Origin of the sequence: Lentzea sp. NPDC059081 (assembly GCF_042738015.1) — a bacterium.
GTDB lineage: Bacteria > Actinomycetota > Actinomycetes > Mycobacteriales > Pseudonocardiaceae > Lentzea.
This window is the reverse complement of the sequence record NZ_JBHYGW010000010.1, coordinates 127,835-143,004: the sequence shown is the minus strand read 5'-3', so window position 1 is coordinate 143,004 and position 15,170 is coordinate 127,835. Positions and strand designations below refer to the sequence as shown.

The 15,170-nt window shown below is 70.7% G+C and carries 13 protein-coding genes and 1 pseudogene; 5 read left to right on the top strand and 9 right to left on the bottom strand.

Annotated features, from left to right (window positions below; genetic code table 11):
* Nucleotides 1–153 precede the first annotated feature (153 nt).
* Nucleotides 154–1,062 (top strand): hypothetical protein, encoded by a 909-nt coding sequence (locus tag ACFWV3_RS23235; RefSeq protein ID WP_382413605.1) that lies wholly within the window; start codon nucleotides 154–156, stop codon nucleotides 1,060–1,062.
* Here the strand turns inward: ACFWV3_RS23235 and ACFWV3_RS23230 are convergent.
* The 8 genes and pseudogenes from ACFWV3_RS23230 to ACFWV3_RS23195 form a co-directional block, all read right to left on the bottom strand.
* Nucleotides 1,005–1,805, bottom strand: coding sequence for an alpha/beta fold hydrolase (locus ACFWV3_RS23230; protein ID WP_382413603.1), 801 nt, complete (start codon nucleotides 1,803–1,805; stop codon nucleotides 1,005–1,007). The genes ACFWV3_RS23235 and ACFWV3_RS23230 overlap by 58 nt on opposite strands.
* Before the next feature lie 13 nt (nucleotides 1,806–1,818).
* On the bottom strand, nucleotides 1,819–2,958 hold the full coding sequence (locus ACFWV3_RS23225; RefSeq protein ID WP_382413601.1) for an acyl-CoA dehydrogenase family protein: 1,140 nt from the start codon (nucleotides 2,956–2,958) through the stop codon (nucleotides 1,819–1,821).
* Nucleotides 2,955–4,796 (bottom strand): biotin carboxylase N-terminal domain-containing protein, encoded by a 1,842-nt coding sequence (locus ACFWV3_RS23220; protein ID WP_382413599.1) that lies wholly within the window; start codon nucleotides 4,794–4,796, stop codon nucleotides 2,955–2,957. The genes ACFWV3_RS23225 and ACFWV3_RS23220 overlap by 4 nt, the downstream gene beginning before the upstream one ends.
* Before the next feature lie 7 nt (nucleotides 4,797–4,803).
* Nucleotides 4,804–6,354, bottom strand: a complete 1,551-nt coding sequence (locus ACFWV3_RS23215; RefSeq protein ID WP_382413597.1) for an acyl-CoA carboxylase subunit beta — start codon at nucleotides 6,352–6,354, stop codon at nucleotides 4,804–4,806.
* Nucleotides 6,354–7,469, bottom strand: a complete 1,116-nt coding sequence (locus tag ACFWV3_RS23210; protein WP_382413595.1) for an acyl-CoA dehydrogenase family protein — start codon at nucleotides 7,467–7,469, stop codon at nucleotides 6,354–6,356. Before ACFWV3_RS23210 ends, ACFWV3_RS23215 begins: the two co-directional genes overlap by 1 nt.
* Nucleotides 7,466–9,048: pseudogene (locus ACFWV3_RS23205) on the bottom strand (acyclic terpene utilization AtuA family protein). Before ACFWV3_RS23205 ends, ACFWV3_RS23210 begins: the two are co-directional and overlap by 4 nt.
* Entirely contained in the window at nucleotides 8,997–9,728 is a 732-nt protein-coding gene (locus ACFWV3_RS23200; RefSeq protein WP_382413593.1) for a TIGR03084 family metal-binding protein, read from the bottom strand. The pseudogene ACFWV3_RS23205 and the gene ACFWV3_RS23200 overlap by 52 nt, the downstream one beginning before the upstream one ends.
* Nucleotides 9,725–10,252 carry a TetR/AcrR family transcriptional regulator gene (locus tag ACFWV3_RS23195; protein ID WP_382413789.1) on the bottom strand — a complete coding sequence of 176 codons (528 nt, stop codon included), beginning with the start codon at nucleotides 10,250–10,252 and terminating at the stop codon, nucleotides 9,725–9,727. The genes ACFWV3_RS23200 and ACFWV3_RS23195 overlap by 4 nt, the downstream gene beginning before the upstream one ends.
* Nucleotides 10,253–10,377: 125 nt before the next feature.
* Here ACFWV3_RS23195 and ACFWV3_RS23190 point away from each other — a divergent pair, with 125 nt between their 5' ends.
* Nucleotides 10,378–11,109 (top strand): putative protein N(5)-glutamine methyltransferase, encoded by a 732-nt coding sequence (locus ACFWV3_RS23190; RefSeq protein ID WP_382413591.1) that lies wholly within the window; start codon nucleotides 10,378–10,380, stop codon nucleotides 11,107–11,109.
* 19 nt (nucleotides 11,110–11,128) lie between these two features.
* Nucleotides 11,129–11,473 (top strand): nuclear transport factor 2 family protein, encoded by a 345-nt coding sequence (locus ACFWV3_RS23185; RefSeq protein ID WP_382413589.1) that lies wholly within the window; start codon nucleotides 11,129–11,131, stop codon nucleotides 11,471–11,473.
* Between the two features lie 41 nt (nucleotides 11,474–11,514).
* Here the strand turns inward: ACFWV3_RS23185 and ACFWV3_RS23180 are convergent, their stop codons facing one another.
* Nucleotides 11,515–13,491, bottom strand: a complete 1,977-nt coding sequence (locus ACFWV3_RS23180; RefSeq protein ID WP_382413587.1) for an intein-containing Rv2578c family radical SAM protein — start codon at nucleotides 13,489–13,491, stop codon at nucleotides 11,515–11,517.
* Between the two features lie 45 nt (nucleotides 13,492–13,536).
* Between ACFWV3_RS23180 and pnuC the strand changes: the two genes are divergently transcribed.
* Nucleotides 13,537–14,109 (top strand): nicotinamide riboside transporter PnuC, encoded by a 573-nt coding sequence (gene pnuC, locus ACFWV3_RS23175; protein WP_382413585.1) that lies wholly within the window; start codon nucleotides 13,537–13,539, stop codon nucleotides 14,107–14,109.
* A complete protein-coding gene (locus tag ACFWV3_RS23170; protein WP_382413583.1) occupies nucleotides 14,106–15,161 on the top strand; it encodes an AAA family ATPase in 1,056 nt (351 codons plus the stop codon). The genes pnuC and ACFWV3_RS23170 overlap by 4 nt, the downstream gene beginning before the upstream one ends.
* The last annotated feature ends 9 nt before the right edge of the window (nucleotides 15,162–15,170 follow it).

Sequence of the window (15,170 nt, the reverse complement as noted above, 5' to 3'; positions counted from 1 at the left end):
AGGGGGTCAGCCGGATGCAGGACAGGACGGCGTAATAGTCCCGAGATCTGAACTTTCCGGGTTCCCGATGAGGGCAAAACCGCCGATCGGCTGTACCGCGGTCCCTTTGCTGCCGATAACCTTCCGATCTTGACTCCGGGAAACGGAGGACTGATGCTCACGATTTACCCACCGCGCGAGGAGCTCGCCGACCTGTTGGTGACGGGTCCGTTCGCGGACGCGTTGCGGGTCGCGATCCAGGTGCGGGGCCTGAGCCTCGAACGGCTGCAGCACCGGTTGAAGGTCCGGGGCGCGCCGATCAGCGTCACGGCCCTGAGCTACTGGCAGTCGGGCCGGCGCAGACCCGAGCGGCCGGAGTCGATGATGGCCCTCGCCCACCTCGAGGACGTGCTCGGACTGCCGGAGGCGGCCCTGTCCCGGCTGCTCGGCCCACCGCGGCCGCGCGGCCGTTCCCGCAGGCGGGAGGATCCGGCACGGGCGTCCTGGGACGGTTCCGGGCTCGAGCTGACCGCCCAGCACGACCGCGTGGACGTCGCGCCCTGCGGCGGGGTGAGGGGCATCCGGTCGCGGCAGGTCATGCGGGCGCGGGCCGGTGCGGTGGACCGCTGGATCCTCTGCCACGAGACGGGTTCGGCGCAGGGCACGCCACAGCCGGCGCTCGCCGCCGTGCGCTCCTGCCGGGTCGGCCGCGTCGCCCGGGAACGCACCGGTGGCGTTCTCGTCGCGGAGCTCGTGTTCGACGAACCGATCTCCGCCGGCGAGTCGATCGCGATCGAGTACGAATTGATCTATCCACACCCGACGGTCGAGCACGCGCATTTCCGGCGATTCTCCGAACCCGTGCACGACTACGTGCTGGAGATCGATTTCACCGCCGAGCCCGCTTCCTGCGAGCAGTTCGCGTCGGGCCCGGCGGGGGCGGAACTGCTCGGCGGCGTGCGCCCGGCCGCCGTGGACGACAGGGGCAGGGCACACGCCGCCGCGACCGACTTCGGTCCCGGCCTCTACGGCATGCGCTGGACCGCGGCCGAGAACGCCTCCGGGTCGTCGAGCCACGGGTAGTGCCCGGCGCCGCTCTGCACGACCAGTCGCGCGCGCGGGAACAGGTCCGCGTACTCCTGCGCGCGTCGCGGCGGCAGTGACACGTCCAGCTCACCGGCGAGCAGAAGCGTTGGCACGTCGAGCTTCTGGAGCTCCGCGCGCACCTGCGCCGGGTCGAACGCACCTTCCGCGTAGTACTGCTTGGCCGCGTCGTCGTTGCGCGGGTGCTCGTCGAGCGCACGAGCTTGGGCGTCCCACCGGCCGTGCAGGAACGGTGTGATGCCCTGGAACGCCTCCGCGCTGAAGTTGCCGGCCCAGATCTGCTGGAAGGCCGCGTAGGCCTGCTCGTACCACGGTTCGGCGTGCCGCGTCTCGGCGATCTCCCTGCGGTCCGCGTCGGTCACGTCGATGCCGACCACGCGCGGGCTCGGCGTCACCAGCAGCAGCTCCTCGACGTGCTGCGGGTAGCGGGTCGCGTACAGGACCGCGAGCGTGCCGCCCGCCGAGTGCCCGAGCAGCCGCATCCTGTCCAGCCCGAGGTGCCGCCGCAACGCCTCCACGTCGCCGACCTGCGCGTCGACGCGGTAGTCGTCGGCCTTCTCCGACTCGCCGGTGCCGCGCAGGTCCAGCCTGACCGTGTTCTCGATCGGCAGTCCGCCCAGGTAGGACGACGCCTGCATCGGCCCGCCCGGCAGGCAGACGACCGGGTCGCCGGCCTCGCCGTGGTAGGTGAGGCCGACGCCGTCTGAAGTGAAAGTCCCCATGCCCCGCAGTGTGTCAGTAGGACCTGGGCAGCTTCAGCGAGTTTTGCGCGACGAAGTTCAGCACCATCTCCCGCGACACCGGCGCGATGCGGGACAGCCGGGACGACGCGAGCATCGACGCGAGACCGAACTCGCGCGACAGGCCGTTGCCGCCGTGGATCTGGATCGCCTGGTCGACCGCCGCCGCGATGGCCTCGCCCGCCGCGTACTTGGCCATGTTCGCGGCCTCACCCGCCTCCCGGTCGCGCCCGGAGTCGTAGAGGGCGGCGGCCTTCTGCGTCATCAGCCGCGCGAGCTCGACCTCGACGTGGATCTTCGCCAGCGGGTGCGCGAGCCCCTGGTGCGCGCCGATCGGCGTGTCCCAGACGGTGCGCTGCCGCGCGTAGGCGACGGCCTTGGCGATCGCGAGCCGCGCCGACCCGGTGCCCATGCTCGCGCCCATGATCCGTTCGGGGTTGAGCCCGGCGAAGACCTGCTGCAACCCCTGGTCCGGCGAGCCGACGACGGCGTCCGAGGGCAGCCGCACGTCGTCGAAGAACAGCGTGAACTGCTTCTCCGGCATGACCAGGTCCATGTCGATCTCGTGCCAGGTGAAGCCCTCGGCACCGGTCGGCACGACCACGAGCACGGGCCCGGTCTTCTGGATCGCGACCACCAACACGGCGTCGACCTCGTCGATGCCGGAGATGTAGGTCTTGCCGCCCTTGAGGACCCAGTCGTCGCCGTCGCGGCGGACGGTCGTCTTGAGCTTGTGCGCGTTGGACCCCGCGTCCGGCTCGGTGATCGCGAACGCCATCTTCAGCGTGCCGTCCGCGAAACCGGGTAGCCACTTCGACTTCTGCTCGTCCGTGCCGAACCGCGCGATCACCGTCGCGCAGATCGCCGGCGAGACCACCATGAGCAGCAACGGGCATCCCGCCGCCGCCAGCTCCTCGCACACCGCCGCGAGGTCACCGATGCCACCGCCTCCGCCGCCGTACTCCTCGGGCACCGCGACGCCGAGGTAGCCGAGCTTGCCTGCCTCCTCCCACAGCTCGGTGGTCTTCTCCCCCGCCCGCGCCTTGGCGGTGAAGTACTCGCTGCCGTACTTGGCGCCGAACTCCGCCACGGCCTTGCGCAGCGCGACCCGCTCGTCCGACTCGACGAAGCTCATGATTCCTCCACAACGGCCACCACGGCCAGGACGTCGCCGGCGTCGACCTGCCGGCCCTGCTCGACGAGGAGCTCGGTGACGGTGCCCGCGCCGGTCGCGAGCACGCGGTGTTCCATCTTCATGGCCTCCAGCACCAGCAGCTCGGCACCGGCCTCGACCACGTCGCCCTGCTGCACGCCGACCCGCACGACCGTGCCCGGCATCGGTGCCACGGTCGCCCCCGGCGCCAGCTTGGTCTCCGGCTCGGGGAACCGCGGCACGACCGTCAGCGCCATCGACCCGCGCGGTGAGTCGACCTCGACCACGTCCCCGTACCTGGCGACGTGGAACGGCACGCGCACGCCGTCCAGCTCCAGCACGACCGCACCGGGCGTGGCGAGCGCCGGGTCGTACTCGACCTCGACCTGCTCCTCGCCGACCAGGAACCGCGCCTTCGGCTGCTGCGACCGCACGTTGCGCCACCCCAGCGGCAGCGTCCCGATCCTGCGCGTGGCGGCCGACGCCAGCGCGGCCGCGAGCGCAAACGGTTGCGGGTCAACGGTCCTGGTGAGGTCGTGCTCGGCCAGGAACCCGGTGTGGGTGTCCCCGTCGAGGAACGCGTCGTGGCGCAGCACGTCCACGAGCAGCTGGCGGTTCGTGACCAGCCCGTGGATCCGCGCGCTCTCCAGCGCCGTCGCGAGCTTGCGCGCGGCGGCCCGCCGGGTCGGCGCGTACGCGATCACCTTGGCCAGCATGGGGTCGTAGTGCACGGAGACGACCGACCCGTCCTCGACCCCGCTGTCCACCCGGACGTCACCGGGCACGTGGAACCGGTGCAGCACCCCGCTCGCGGGCCGCCAGTCGTTCGCCGGGTCCTCCGCGTACAGCCGCACCTCGATCGCATGGCCCCGCGGTTCAGGCGGATCGACAGGAAGCTCCGCCCCCTCCGCGATCCGCAGCTGCCACTCCACCAGGTCCACGCCGTACACCAGCTCGGTGACCGGGTGCTCGACCTGCAGCCGGGTGTTGACCTCCAGGAAGTGGAAGTCGTCGCCCTTCAGCATGAACTCGACGGTGCCGGCGCCGACGTACCCGATCGACTCCGCGGCGGCCACGGCGGCGGCGTACAAACGCTTGCGGATCCCGTCGTCCACCGCCGGGCTGGGCGACTCCTCGACGATCTTCTGGTGCCGCCGCTGGATCGAGCACTCGCGTTCACCCAGCGCCCAGACCGTGCCGTGCGTGTCGGCGAGGACCTGCACCTCGACGTGCCGCGCCTGCTCCAGCAACGGCTCGCAGAACACCGTCGGGTCGCCGAACGCCGACTCGGCCTCGCGCCGCGCGCTCTCCAGCTCCCGCTCGAACTCCGAGCGCTCCCGCACGATCCGCATACCGCGCCCGCCGCCACCGGCCGACGCCTTGACCAGCACCGGGAAGTCGGTGACGGTCTCCGGGTCCAGCTCCGGCAACGTGGGCACGCCCGCCGCCGCCATCCGCTTCTTCGCGGCGACCTTGGACCCCATCGCCTCGATGGCGTCCGGGGTCGGCCCGACCCACGTGAGCCCGGCCGCCTCCACCGCCCGTGCGAAGCCCGCGTTCTCGCTCAGGAACCCGTACCCGGGGTGCACGGCATCCGCCCCGGCCCGCACCGCCGCGTCCACCAGCAGGTCGGCGCGCAGGTAGGTCTCGGCGGGCGACGCGCCGGGCAGCCGGACCGCGAAGTCGGCCTCCCGGACGTGCGGCGCGTCCGCGTCGGGGTCGGAGAACACCGCCACCGCGCGGATCCCGTTGTCCCGGCAGGTGCGGATGATCCGGCGGGCGATCTCCCCGCGGTTGGCGATCAGAAGTGACTTGATCACTGGGTCATCACATCCGGAAGACGCCGAAGCCGTCGGCGCCCTTGATCGGTCCGCTGTGGACAGCGGAGAGGCAGAGGGCGAGCACGGTCCTGGTGTCGCGCGGGTCGATCACGCCGTCGTCGTAGAGCTTCCCGGACAGGAACGGCGCCAGCGACTGCTCCTCGATCTGCGCCTCGACCATCGTGCGCATGGCGGCGTCGTGCTCCTCGTTGTACTCCTGCCCCTTCGCCGCGGCGGCCTGCCGCCCGACGATCGACAGCACGCCCGCGAGCTGCGCGGGCCCCATCACGGCCGACTTGGCGTTGGGCCAGGTGAACAGGAACCGGGGGTCGTAGGCACGGCCGCACATGCCGTAGTTGCCCGCGCCGTACGACGCGCCCATCGTGATCGTCAGGTGCGGCACCCGGCTGTTCGACACGGCGTTGATCATCATCGAGCCGTGCTTGACGATGCCGCCCTGCTCGTACTGGGCGCCGACCATGTAGCCCGTGGTGTTCTGCAGGAAGACCAGCGGCGTGTCGCTCTGGTTCGCCAGCTGGATGAACTGCGTGGCCTTCTGCGACTCCTCGCTGAACAGCACGCCGCGCGCGTTGGCGAGGATGCCGACCGGGTAGCCGTGGATCCGCGCCCACCCGGTGACGAGGCTGGTGCCGTACAACGGTTTGAACTCGTCGAACACCGAAGCGTCGACCAGCCGCGCGATCACGTCCCGCGGGTCGAACGGCACCCGCTGGTCCTCGGACACGAGGTCCAGGATGCTGTCGGCGTCGAACAACGGCTCCTCGACCGGTGCCGGTTCCGGCCCCTGCTTGCGCCAGTTCAGCCGCGCGACCACCCGGCGCGCCAGCCGGATCGCGTCGACCTCGTCCTCCGCGACGAAGTCCGCCAGCCCGGACGTGGCGCCGTGCATCACCGCGCCACCGAGCGACTCGTCGTCCGCGTCCTCCCCGGTCGCCATCTTGACCAGCGGCGGACCGCCGAGGAACACCTTCGACCGGTCCTTGACCATGATCACGTAGTCGGACATGCCCGGCACGTACGCACCGCCGGCCGTCGCGTTGCCGAACACCGCCGTGACCGTGGGGATGCCCGCGGCGCTGAGCCGGGTCAGGTCGCGGAACGCCCGCCCGCCGGGGATGAAGATCTCGCTCTGCGTCGGCAGGTCCGCCCCGCCCGACTCGACCAGGCTGACCACCGGCAGCCGGTTCTGCAACGCGATGTCGTTGGCCCGCAACGACTTCCGCAGCGTGTACGGGTTCGACGACCCGCCGCGCACGGTCGGGTCGTTCGCCACGATCACGCACTCGACGCCCTCGACCCGCCCGATGCCCGTGACGACGGACGCCCCGACCGGGAAGTCCGTACCCCATGCGGCGAGCGGCGACAGCTCGAGGAACGGGCTGTCCTCGTCGATGAGCAGCTCGACCCGTTCGCGGGCCAGCAGCTTGCCGCGCTGGTGGTGCCGCTCGACGTACTTCGGTCCCCCTCCCGCGAGCGCCTTCGCGTGTTCGGCGTCCAGCTGCGCGATCTTCGCGAGCAGCGCCTCCCTGTTGCCCATCAGGCGAACCCCAATCGTCGTGCCGCGAGCTCGGTCATCACTTCACTCGCCCCGCCCCCGATGCCGAGGATGCGGGCGTCCCGGTAATGACGCTCCACTTCGGACTCCCGCATGTACCCCATGCCGCCGTGCAGCTGCACCGCCGCGTCGACCACGAACGAACACGCGTCCACAGCGGCGTTCTTGGCGAAGCACACCTCGGTGATCACGTCCTCGCCCCGGTGCACGCGCGCCGCGACCTCCCGCGTGTAGGTCCGCGCGAGGTCGATCCGCTGCGCCATCTCGGCGAGCTTGTGCGAGACCACCTGCCGCTTCACCAGCGGCTTGCCGAACGTCTCGCGGTTGCGCACCCACTCGACGGTCAGGTCCAGTGCCCGCTGCGCCGTCGCGTACGCCTCCACCGCCATCGTGACCCGCTCGACCTGGAACTGGCGCATGATCTGCACGAACCCCGCGTTCTCCTCGCCGACGAGGTTGCGCACGGGCACCCGCACGTCGTCGAAGTGCAGCTCCGCGGTGTCGCTGCAGTGCCAGCCCATCTTGTCGAGCTTGCGGCGGGTGAACCCGTCCTCGACCACCAGCAGCGAGATGCCCTGGTAGCCGGGCTCCCCGGTCCGCACCGCCGTCGTGACGAAGTCCGCGCGGCACCCGGAGGTGATGAACGTCTTCGAGCCGTTCACGACGTAGTGGTCGCCGTCCCGCACGGCCCTGGTCCCGATGTTCGCGACGTCCGAGCCGGCACCCGGTTCGGTGACCGCCAGGCTGCCGATCTTCTCGCCGCGGATCGCGGGCTTCGCGAACCGCTCGATCAGGTCCTCGTTCCCGGACTGCCAGATGTGCGGGATCGCGATGCCGTGCGTGAACAGCGCGGCGATCACCCCGCTCGACCCGCCGGCCTGGATGACCTCCTCGGTCAGCACCACGGAGTCGAGCAGGTCACCGTCGGAGAACCCGATCGCGAGCAACCCGATCGCCGCGGCCTTCTTGTGCAGCTCACGCGGGATCTCGCCGTCCCGCTCCCACTGGGCGAGGTGCGGCACGATCTCCTTCGTCGTGAAGTCGCGGACGAGTGCCCGCAGCTCCTTCCGCTCCTCGAACAGGTCCCTGGTGATCACAGCAGGTCCTCCGGGATCTCGACAACCCTCGCGCGCAGCCACTCGCCCAGCGCCTTCGCCTGCGGGTCGAACCGCGTGCTGCTCGCCACGCCGTCACCCAGCAGCCCGTGCAGCACGAAGTTGAGCGCCCGCAGGTTCGGCAGCTCGTACCGGCTCACCTCGACGGCTTCCGGCAGCAGCTCCCGGAGCTTCTCGACCGTCAGGAACCCGGTCAGCCACTCGAAAGCCGCGTCGGACCGCACCCACACACCGAGGTTCGCGTCCCCGCCCTTGTCGCCGCTGCGCGCACCGGCGATCGTCCCCAACGGCCGCTTCACAGCACCACCGCCTTCGCGCTGACCTCGTCGCGCGACACGTACGCGGCCCGGTACACCCCGAACGGCGTCCCGTCGCTCGGCGGCGCCGTGACGTGGAACCCCGGATAGCTGGCCAGCGCCAGCTCGATCGCGGCCCTGCTGAACCCCTTGGCCCGCTTGGGGTCCGTCGTCTTGATGGTCACGTGCAGCAGCGCGCTGGCCTGTTCCTCGGTCGCCGCGTCAGCCTGGTCGGTGCGCGCCAACGTCCACGTCAGCCCGTCCTCCCCGATGGCGTCGTTCAACTGCCGCCGCACCAACCCCGCCTTCTCCTCCACGTCCAGTCCGGTGAGGACGAACGTCGTGGAGTTCCTGAACCCGCCCAACGTGTTCAGGCACACCTTGAGCGTCTCGGGCGGCGGACTGCCTTGCACGCCGCTGATCCGGACACCTCGGGCGTCCGATGCCAGCCGGATCGTGTCGAAGTGCGTCGTGACGTCCGGCCCCGGGTACTCGGGCGCGCCGATCTCGTACAACAGCTGTGCTGTCACGGTGTCGACGGTGACCGCGCCACCCGTCCCGTCGTGCTTCGTGATCAGGCACGCCCCGTCCTCGTCGATCTCCGCGATCGGAAACCCGGGACGCGTCACGTCGACCTCGGTGAAGAACGAGTAGTTCCCGCCGGTGGCCTGCGTCCCGCACTCCAGCACGTGCCCCGCGACCGTGGCACCGGCCAGCCGGTCCCAGTCCTCGCGCGCCCACCCGAAGTACGCCGCCGCCGGCCCCACCACCAGGCTCGCGTCGGTGACCCGCCCGGTGACCACGACCTGCGCGCCCTGCTCCAGGCACTCCGCGATCTCCCACGCACCCAGGTAGGCGTTGGCCGTCAACGCCTCCGGGAACCGCTCCTTGAGGTCGTCACCGGTGACGTACCCGACCTTGGCCCCCGAGATCTCGCCGAGCTTGCGCGCCAGCCCCTCGGGGTTGAGCCCGCCCGCGTTGACCACGATCTTGACGCCCCGGTCGAGCGCCAGCGCGAGGCAGTCCTCCATCTGCCGCAGGAACGTCTTGGCGTACCCGAGCGACGAGTCCTTCATCCGGTCACGACCGAGGATCAGCATCGTCAGCTCGGCGAGGTAGTCGCCGGTGAGGACGTCCAGTTCCCCGCCTTCGAGCTGCTCGCGCATCGCGGACAACCGGTCGCCGTAGAACCCGGACGCGTTGCCGATCCGGATCACCGGCCACCTCCGGGCGGACCCGCGAACGCCTGCGCGATCGGCACCCATTCCTCCGCCACCGGCCCGACGGCCTCGATCGCCAGCTCCTTGCGGTTGCGCCGCTGCGTCACCAGCCACGCGAAGTCCAGCGCTGGCCCGGACACCCGGTTCTCCGCATCCTCCGGCCCCCACGTCCACAGCGCGCCACCCGGCCCGGTCAGCTCGACCCGCACCGGGACCTCGGGCACCGCCAGCCCGTTCAGCAGGAACGCGAACCCGATCGTCCGCACCCCGATGTGGCACACGTGCTTGAGCCGCGCGGTCGGCGTCCGCTCGACGCCCAGCGCGTCCGCGACGTCCTGCCCGTGCGCCCAGGTCTCCATGATCCGCGCGGTCGCCATCGACGCCGGGCTCATCGGCGGCCCGAACCACACGATCTTCCCGGACGCCGCCGCGAGGTGCTCCTGCAACGACGCCCGCCCCGCACGCCACTGCTCCAGCAGGTCCGGCAGCGCCGCGGCCTCGGCCGCCGTGCGGTCCACGATGTCCCCGGCGAGCGGCTGGGCCTGGAACGCCTCGGGATCGGTGATGGCGACGACGGCAGCCTTGTCCGTCCACATGAGATGGCCGATCTGGTGCCCGATCGTCCAGCCCTCCGCGGGCGTCGGCAACGACCAGTCGGCTCCGGCCACCAGGTCGTCCAGCTCGCGCGACTCGGCGTCGAGGTCGGCCAGCAGTTCCGTGATCACAGCTGTTCCTCCAGCATCCGCGCCCAGTAGCGCACGACGTGCGCCCGGCGCTTGGCGTCATCGGCGAGCTGGTTGGCGAGCGCCAGCCCGCGCACAAGATCAAGGGTTGCCTGCACGGCGTCCTTCACACCCGGCTCGGTGTCGTCGACGTCCAGCAGCTCCAACGCGAGCCCGTACACCTCACGACCCAGCCGGGCCTGCAGCTCCAGCACCTGCTCGCGCAGCTCGGGATCGGTCCGCGCGGCCACCCACAGCTCCAGCGCGGCGGTGAACAGGTCGCTGGCGTGGAAGTCCGCGATCAGCTCCACCACGGCGTGCGTGCTCTTCTCGGCGTGCTCCGCGCGCCGCTTCAGCACCTCGACGCTCTCCGCGCCCACGTGCTCCACGGCCGCCGCGACCAGCTCGCCGCGCGTCCGGAAGTGGTGCAGCTGCGCGCCCCGCGACACCCCGGCGCGCTCGGCCACCTCGGTCGTCGTGGTGCCCGACCAGCCGCGTTCCACCAGGCACTCGACCGTCGCCTCCATGAGCTTCCGCTTGGTCTCGCGGGTGCGGTCGGCCTGGCGCTGCCTCGTCTCCACGCCGCCGAGTGTTCCGCCGAACAAACAAACAGTCAAGCCTGCTTGTAAATGTGCCAGTACCGTCCGCCGTGATGAGCATCGTGGAGAGACTGAGGGCCGCCGGCTGCGTGTTCGCCGAGGACGAGGCCGCCCTGCTGACGGACGCCGCCACCGACGACGACCACCTCGAAGAGCTGGTCCGCCAACGGATCGACGGCCTGCCGCTGGAGCACGTCGTGGGCTGGGCCATGTTCTGCGACCGCAGGATCGTCGTCACGAAGGGCGTCTTCGTGCCCCGCCACCGCACCGAGCTGCTGGCCGACCTGGCCACCGACCTGAAGCCCGCGGTGGTGGTCGACCTGTGCTGCGGCTCCGGCGCGGTGGGAGCCGTCCTGCACCACCGGCTGCCGGACGCCGCGGTCTACGCCGCCGACATCGACCCGGCAGCCGTCGAGTGCGCCCGGCAGAACCTGGCCGACGTCTTCGAGGGCGACCTGTTCGACGCACTCCCCGCACACCTCAAGGGCACCATCGACGTCGTCGTCGCCAACGTCCCGTACGTGCCGACCGACGACATCCCGTTCATGCCCGTCGAAGCCCGCGACCACGAGGCCCGCGTGGCCCTCGACGGCGGCGCGGACGGCCTGGAGGTGCTGCGCCGCGTGGCGGCCCAGGCGAAGCACTGGCTGCGCCCCGGCGGCCACCTGCTGAGCGAGACCAGTGAGCGCCAGGCCCCCGCCGCACTGGCCGCCTTCACCGCCGCCGGCCTCGACGCCAAGCTCGTGACCAGCGACGACACCACCGCGGTGGTCGGGCGCGCCTGACTTCCGTACGATGTACGGTATGTCGTACGACGAGATCATGCAGTGGTTCGAGAAGTGGGACGCGCTCGCGGTGGCGGGGGACGTCGAGGCGATGGCCGACATGGCGCTGTTCCCGGTCAACGCGGTCACCGACGGCTCGGCGACGTCGTGGGACCGCGAGACGTTCCTCCGCGAGATGGGCGCGCAGCTCGGCGGTGACGTGAAGATGGAGTCCACCAGGACGCCGCACTTCCTGAACGACAACCTGGTCTTCGTGATCACGGACGGGACGATCAACGGGATCACGGTCCGCTACGGCGACCTGCTCACGCGGGTCGGCGGCGAGTGGAAGTTCCAGACGATGGCCCAAGGAGGATGGGCCTGAGCGAAGAGCGCCCCGGGGAAGAGGGCGTCTCCTGAAGCGAACTAGAGCAGGGTGAGCTGTTCCTGGTCGACGCGCGGAGCCGGCACACCCACCGGCAGGCTGCCGTCGGGCCACACGCCGTCGTCGTCACCGGGCACACCGGTGACGGCGTCGGTGGACCGCCCCCGCGGCGCCAGGCCGTGCTTCTCGATCAGCGGGACCACCCGCGCGGCGAGGCGAGCGCGGTACCGCTTGTCCACATAGGACCCGGCGCCGTAGAGGTACCGGTAGGTCTCGACCAGGTCGGGGTGCTCGCGCCGCAGCCACGCGGCGAACCACTCCTTGGCACCGGGACGCAGGTGCAACGGCAGCACCGTCACGCCCGTGGCACCCGCCGCCGCGATCTGCTCCAGCAGGAAGTCCAGCTGTTCCGCGGAGTCCGTCAGCTCCGGCAGCACCGGCGCCACGAACACCCCGCACGGCAACCCGGCCTCCCGCACCTTGCGCACGAGCTCCAGCCGCGCGGCGGGCGTCGGCGTGCCGGGTTCCAGCGACTTGTGCAGGTCCCGGTCCATCAACGCGAGCGACACCGCGATCCCGACCGGCACGACCTCGGCCGCCGCCGTCAGCAACGGCAGGTCGCGCGCCAGCAGCGTGCCCTTCGTCAGGATCGAGAAGGGCGTGCGGGAGGCGGTGAGCGCCTCGATGATCCCTGGCATCAAGGCGTACCGCCCCTCCGCCCGCTGGTACGGATCGGTGTTGGTGCCCAGCGCGACGTGCTCCTGCTTCCACTTCGACGACCGCAGCTGGCGCGACAGCACCTCACCGGCGTTGACCTTGACGATCAGCTGGGTGTCGAAGTCGTGCCCCGTGTCCAGGTCGAGGTACGAGTGCGTCTTGCGGGCGAAGCAGTTGTGCGCCACCACGCCGTTGGCGATGAAGTCACCCGTGCCGGTGGTGATGTCGTAGAGCGTCTGCTCCCCCAACGGTTCGACGGACACGACACCCAGCGGCTGCTGCGACTTGATCGCCACGCCGTCGATGTCGCGCTTGCGGGTGATCGCCGGGTCGACGGTGTGGAAGAACCGCAGGTTCTCCCGCAGCCCGCCGCGCAGCCGCACGACCCGCACGCCACGCCGGCGGCGCAGCTCCTCGATCGCGAAGTCGAAGTGGAAGTGCTTGAGCGCCAGCACGATCGCCTCGATGACGGTGGCGTTGCGCGACGACAGCCGCAGGATGCTGCGCGAGCAGGTCCCGAGGTAGTCGAACGCGCCGGCCAGGAAACCCTTGAGCCAGTCCGGGTTCGGGGCTATCTGCCAGTGCGCGAGCTCGCGCACCTGGTGCAGAAATCCCCTCCCTTCTCGCACACCGAAGTAGTCGAGGTACTCCTGTGTGCGGTCCATGGCCTCGATGTCGGCCAGGGGGATCCGGAACTCGTGCTCGTCGTCGACCATGCCGCGCAGGTAGCCGCGGCGGTAGTCGTCGGTCACGGCGGGCTGCTCGACGAAAGCCCCCGTGCCCATCAGCTTGTTGCCGGTCGTCAGGTGCGGACGCCGGCCGATGCCCGCGGTCTCGCCGGTCACGTGCTTCCAGCCGCGGTCGGTCAGGAAGCGGTGGTCGCCGGACGCCACCACGGACGTGCCGTCCTCCAGCGTCAGCCGGTAGGCGTCCTTGCGCGTCTCCCAGTGCGCCAGGACGGTGGTGAGCTTGTAGCGGCGGTAGTTGCCGACGAGCTCGGTGCCGTAGATCTCATCGCCCTCCCGGAGCTGCGACAACGGTTTCGTGCGACCGTTGCCCATGAGGACCGGTGTGTCGCCGGCCAGACAGTAGGTGCAGGCGTGTGAACAGCCCCGATACGGGTTGACCGTCCACGAGAAGGGCAGCGACGAACCCGGTACCCCGTTGAGCACGGATTTGGCGCGGACCTCGTGGAACACCACGTCCGCGAACTCAGGAGTTCGTACGCTGCGCACCAGTCCCGGTAGCCCCGGTAGTGCCTGCTGCGGCTCTGCCTCGAGTTTTTGCCCGTCCCATCGCACGACATCGATTCGAACACATGTTCGAACGGCGGTCAAGGAGAGCGCGTGTCACCCATTGAGGTAGCAGGGTTCATCACCGGCGCACTCTGCGTGTGGCTCGTCGCCCGCCAGAACCCGTGGAACTGGCCCATCGGCATCGCCAACAACATCGCGTTCCTGGTGCTGTTCTGGACCAGCGGCCTGTACGCGGACTCCGGCCTGCAGGTCGTCTACATGGCACTCGCGGTCTACGGCTGGTGGGCGTGGGTGCGCGGCGGCGAGCAGCACTCGACGCTGCGCGTCAGCCGCACGACCGGGCGGCAGTGGCTCTGGCTCGCGGTCGCCGGCGTGCTCGCGACCGGCCTGCTGCACTGGGGACTGGTGTCGCTCACCGGGTCGAACGTGCCCTTCTGGGACGCGATCACGACGGTGCTGTCCCTGCTCGCCACGTGGGGGCAGACGCGCAAGAAGGTCGAGTCCTGGTGGCTGTGGATCGCGGCCGACGTCATCTACGTGCCGCTCTACGCCTACAAGGAGCTCTACCTGACGGCGGTGTTGTACGTGGGGTTCATGGTGCTGTGCGTGATCGGCCTGCGGAACTGGACGAAGGACCTCAAGACCGACGAGGTGCCCGCGTGAAGGAGTTCGCCCACGCGCTGGTGCTCGGCAAGTTCTACCCGCCGCACAACGGCCACCACCACCTCATCGAGACGGCGGCCGCCCGGAGCGTTCGCACGACCGTCACGGTCCTCGCCGCGTCGTCCGAGACCATCCCGCTCGGCCACCGCGTGCGCTGGCTGACCGAGACGCACGCGGCGACCCCCGGCGTGCGGATCATCGGCGACCTCGACGACCACCCGATGGACTTCGACTCCGACGAGATCTGGGGCCTGCACGTCGACGTCGCCCGCGCCGTCCTCGCCCGGCGCGCCATCGCGGACGGCGACCCGTCGCAGGCACCGGTCGACGTCGTGTTCTCCAGCGAGAAGTACGGCGACGAGCTGGCGCAACGGATCGGCGCGCGGCACGTGCTCGTCGACCTCGACCGCTTCACCCACCCGGTCTCCGGCACGGCGGTGCGCACCGACCCGATCGGGAACTGGCACCACCTCGCGCCCGCGACCCGGCGCGGCCTGGGCTGGAAGGTCGTGGTCGTCGGCGCCGAGAGCACCGGCACCACCACGCTGTCCCAGCAGCTCGCCGCGCACTTCAAGGCGCCCTGGATCGCCGAGTACGGCCGCGAGCACACCGAGCACAAGCTCGCCGCCGCACGGGCGTTCGACCCGCACGCCACCGTGGACGGTCTGGTGTGGACGCTTGGCGACTTCGAAGACGTTGCGCGCGAACAGGAACGCCGCATCCGCGCCGAGACGGCACCGCTCGTGGTCGCGGACAACGACGCGTTCGCCGCGACCGTCTGGGGAGAGCGCTACCTCGGTTTCCGCCCGGAGGTCTTCCAGGGCACCGAACCGGACCTCTACCTGCTGACCGACCACGCCGGCGTCCCGTTCGAACAGGACGGCTGGCGCGACGGCGAGCACCTGCGCGAGTGGATGACCGGCCTGTTCGAACGCGAGCTCGCCCAGCGCGGTGTGCCGTGGCTCAAGGTGACCGAGGACAGGTTCGCGACCGCCGTCACAGCCGTCGAACACCTGCTGCGGCAGGATGTCGCGCGTGGGCCACGGGCATAGCCGCCCGCC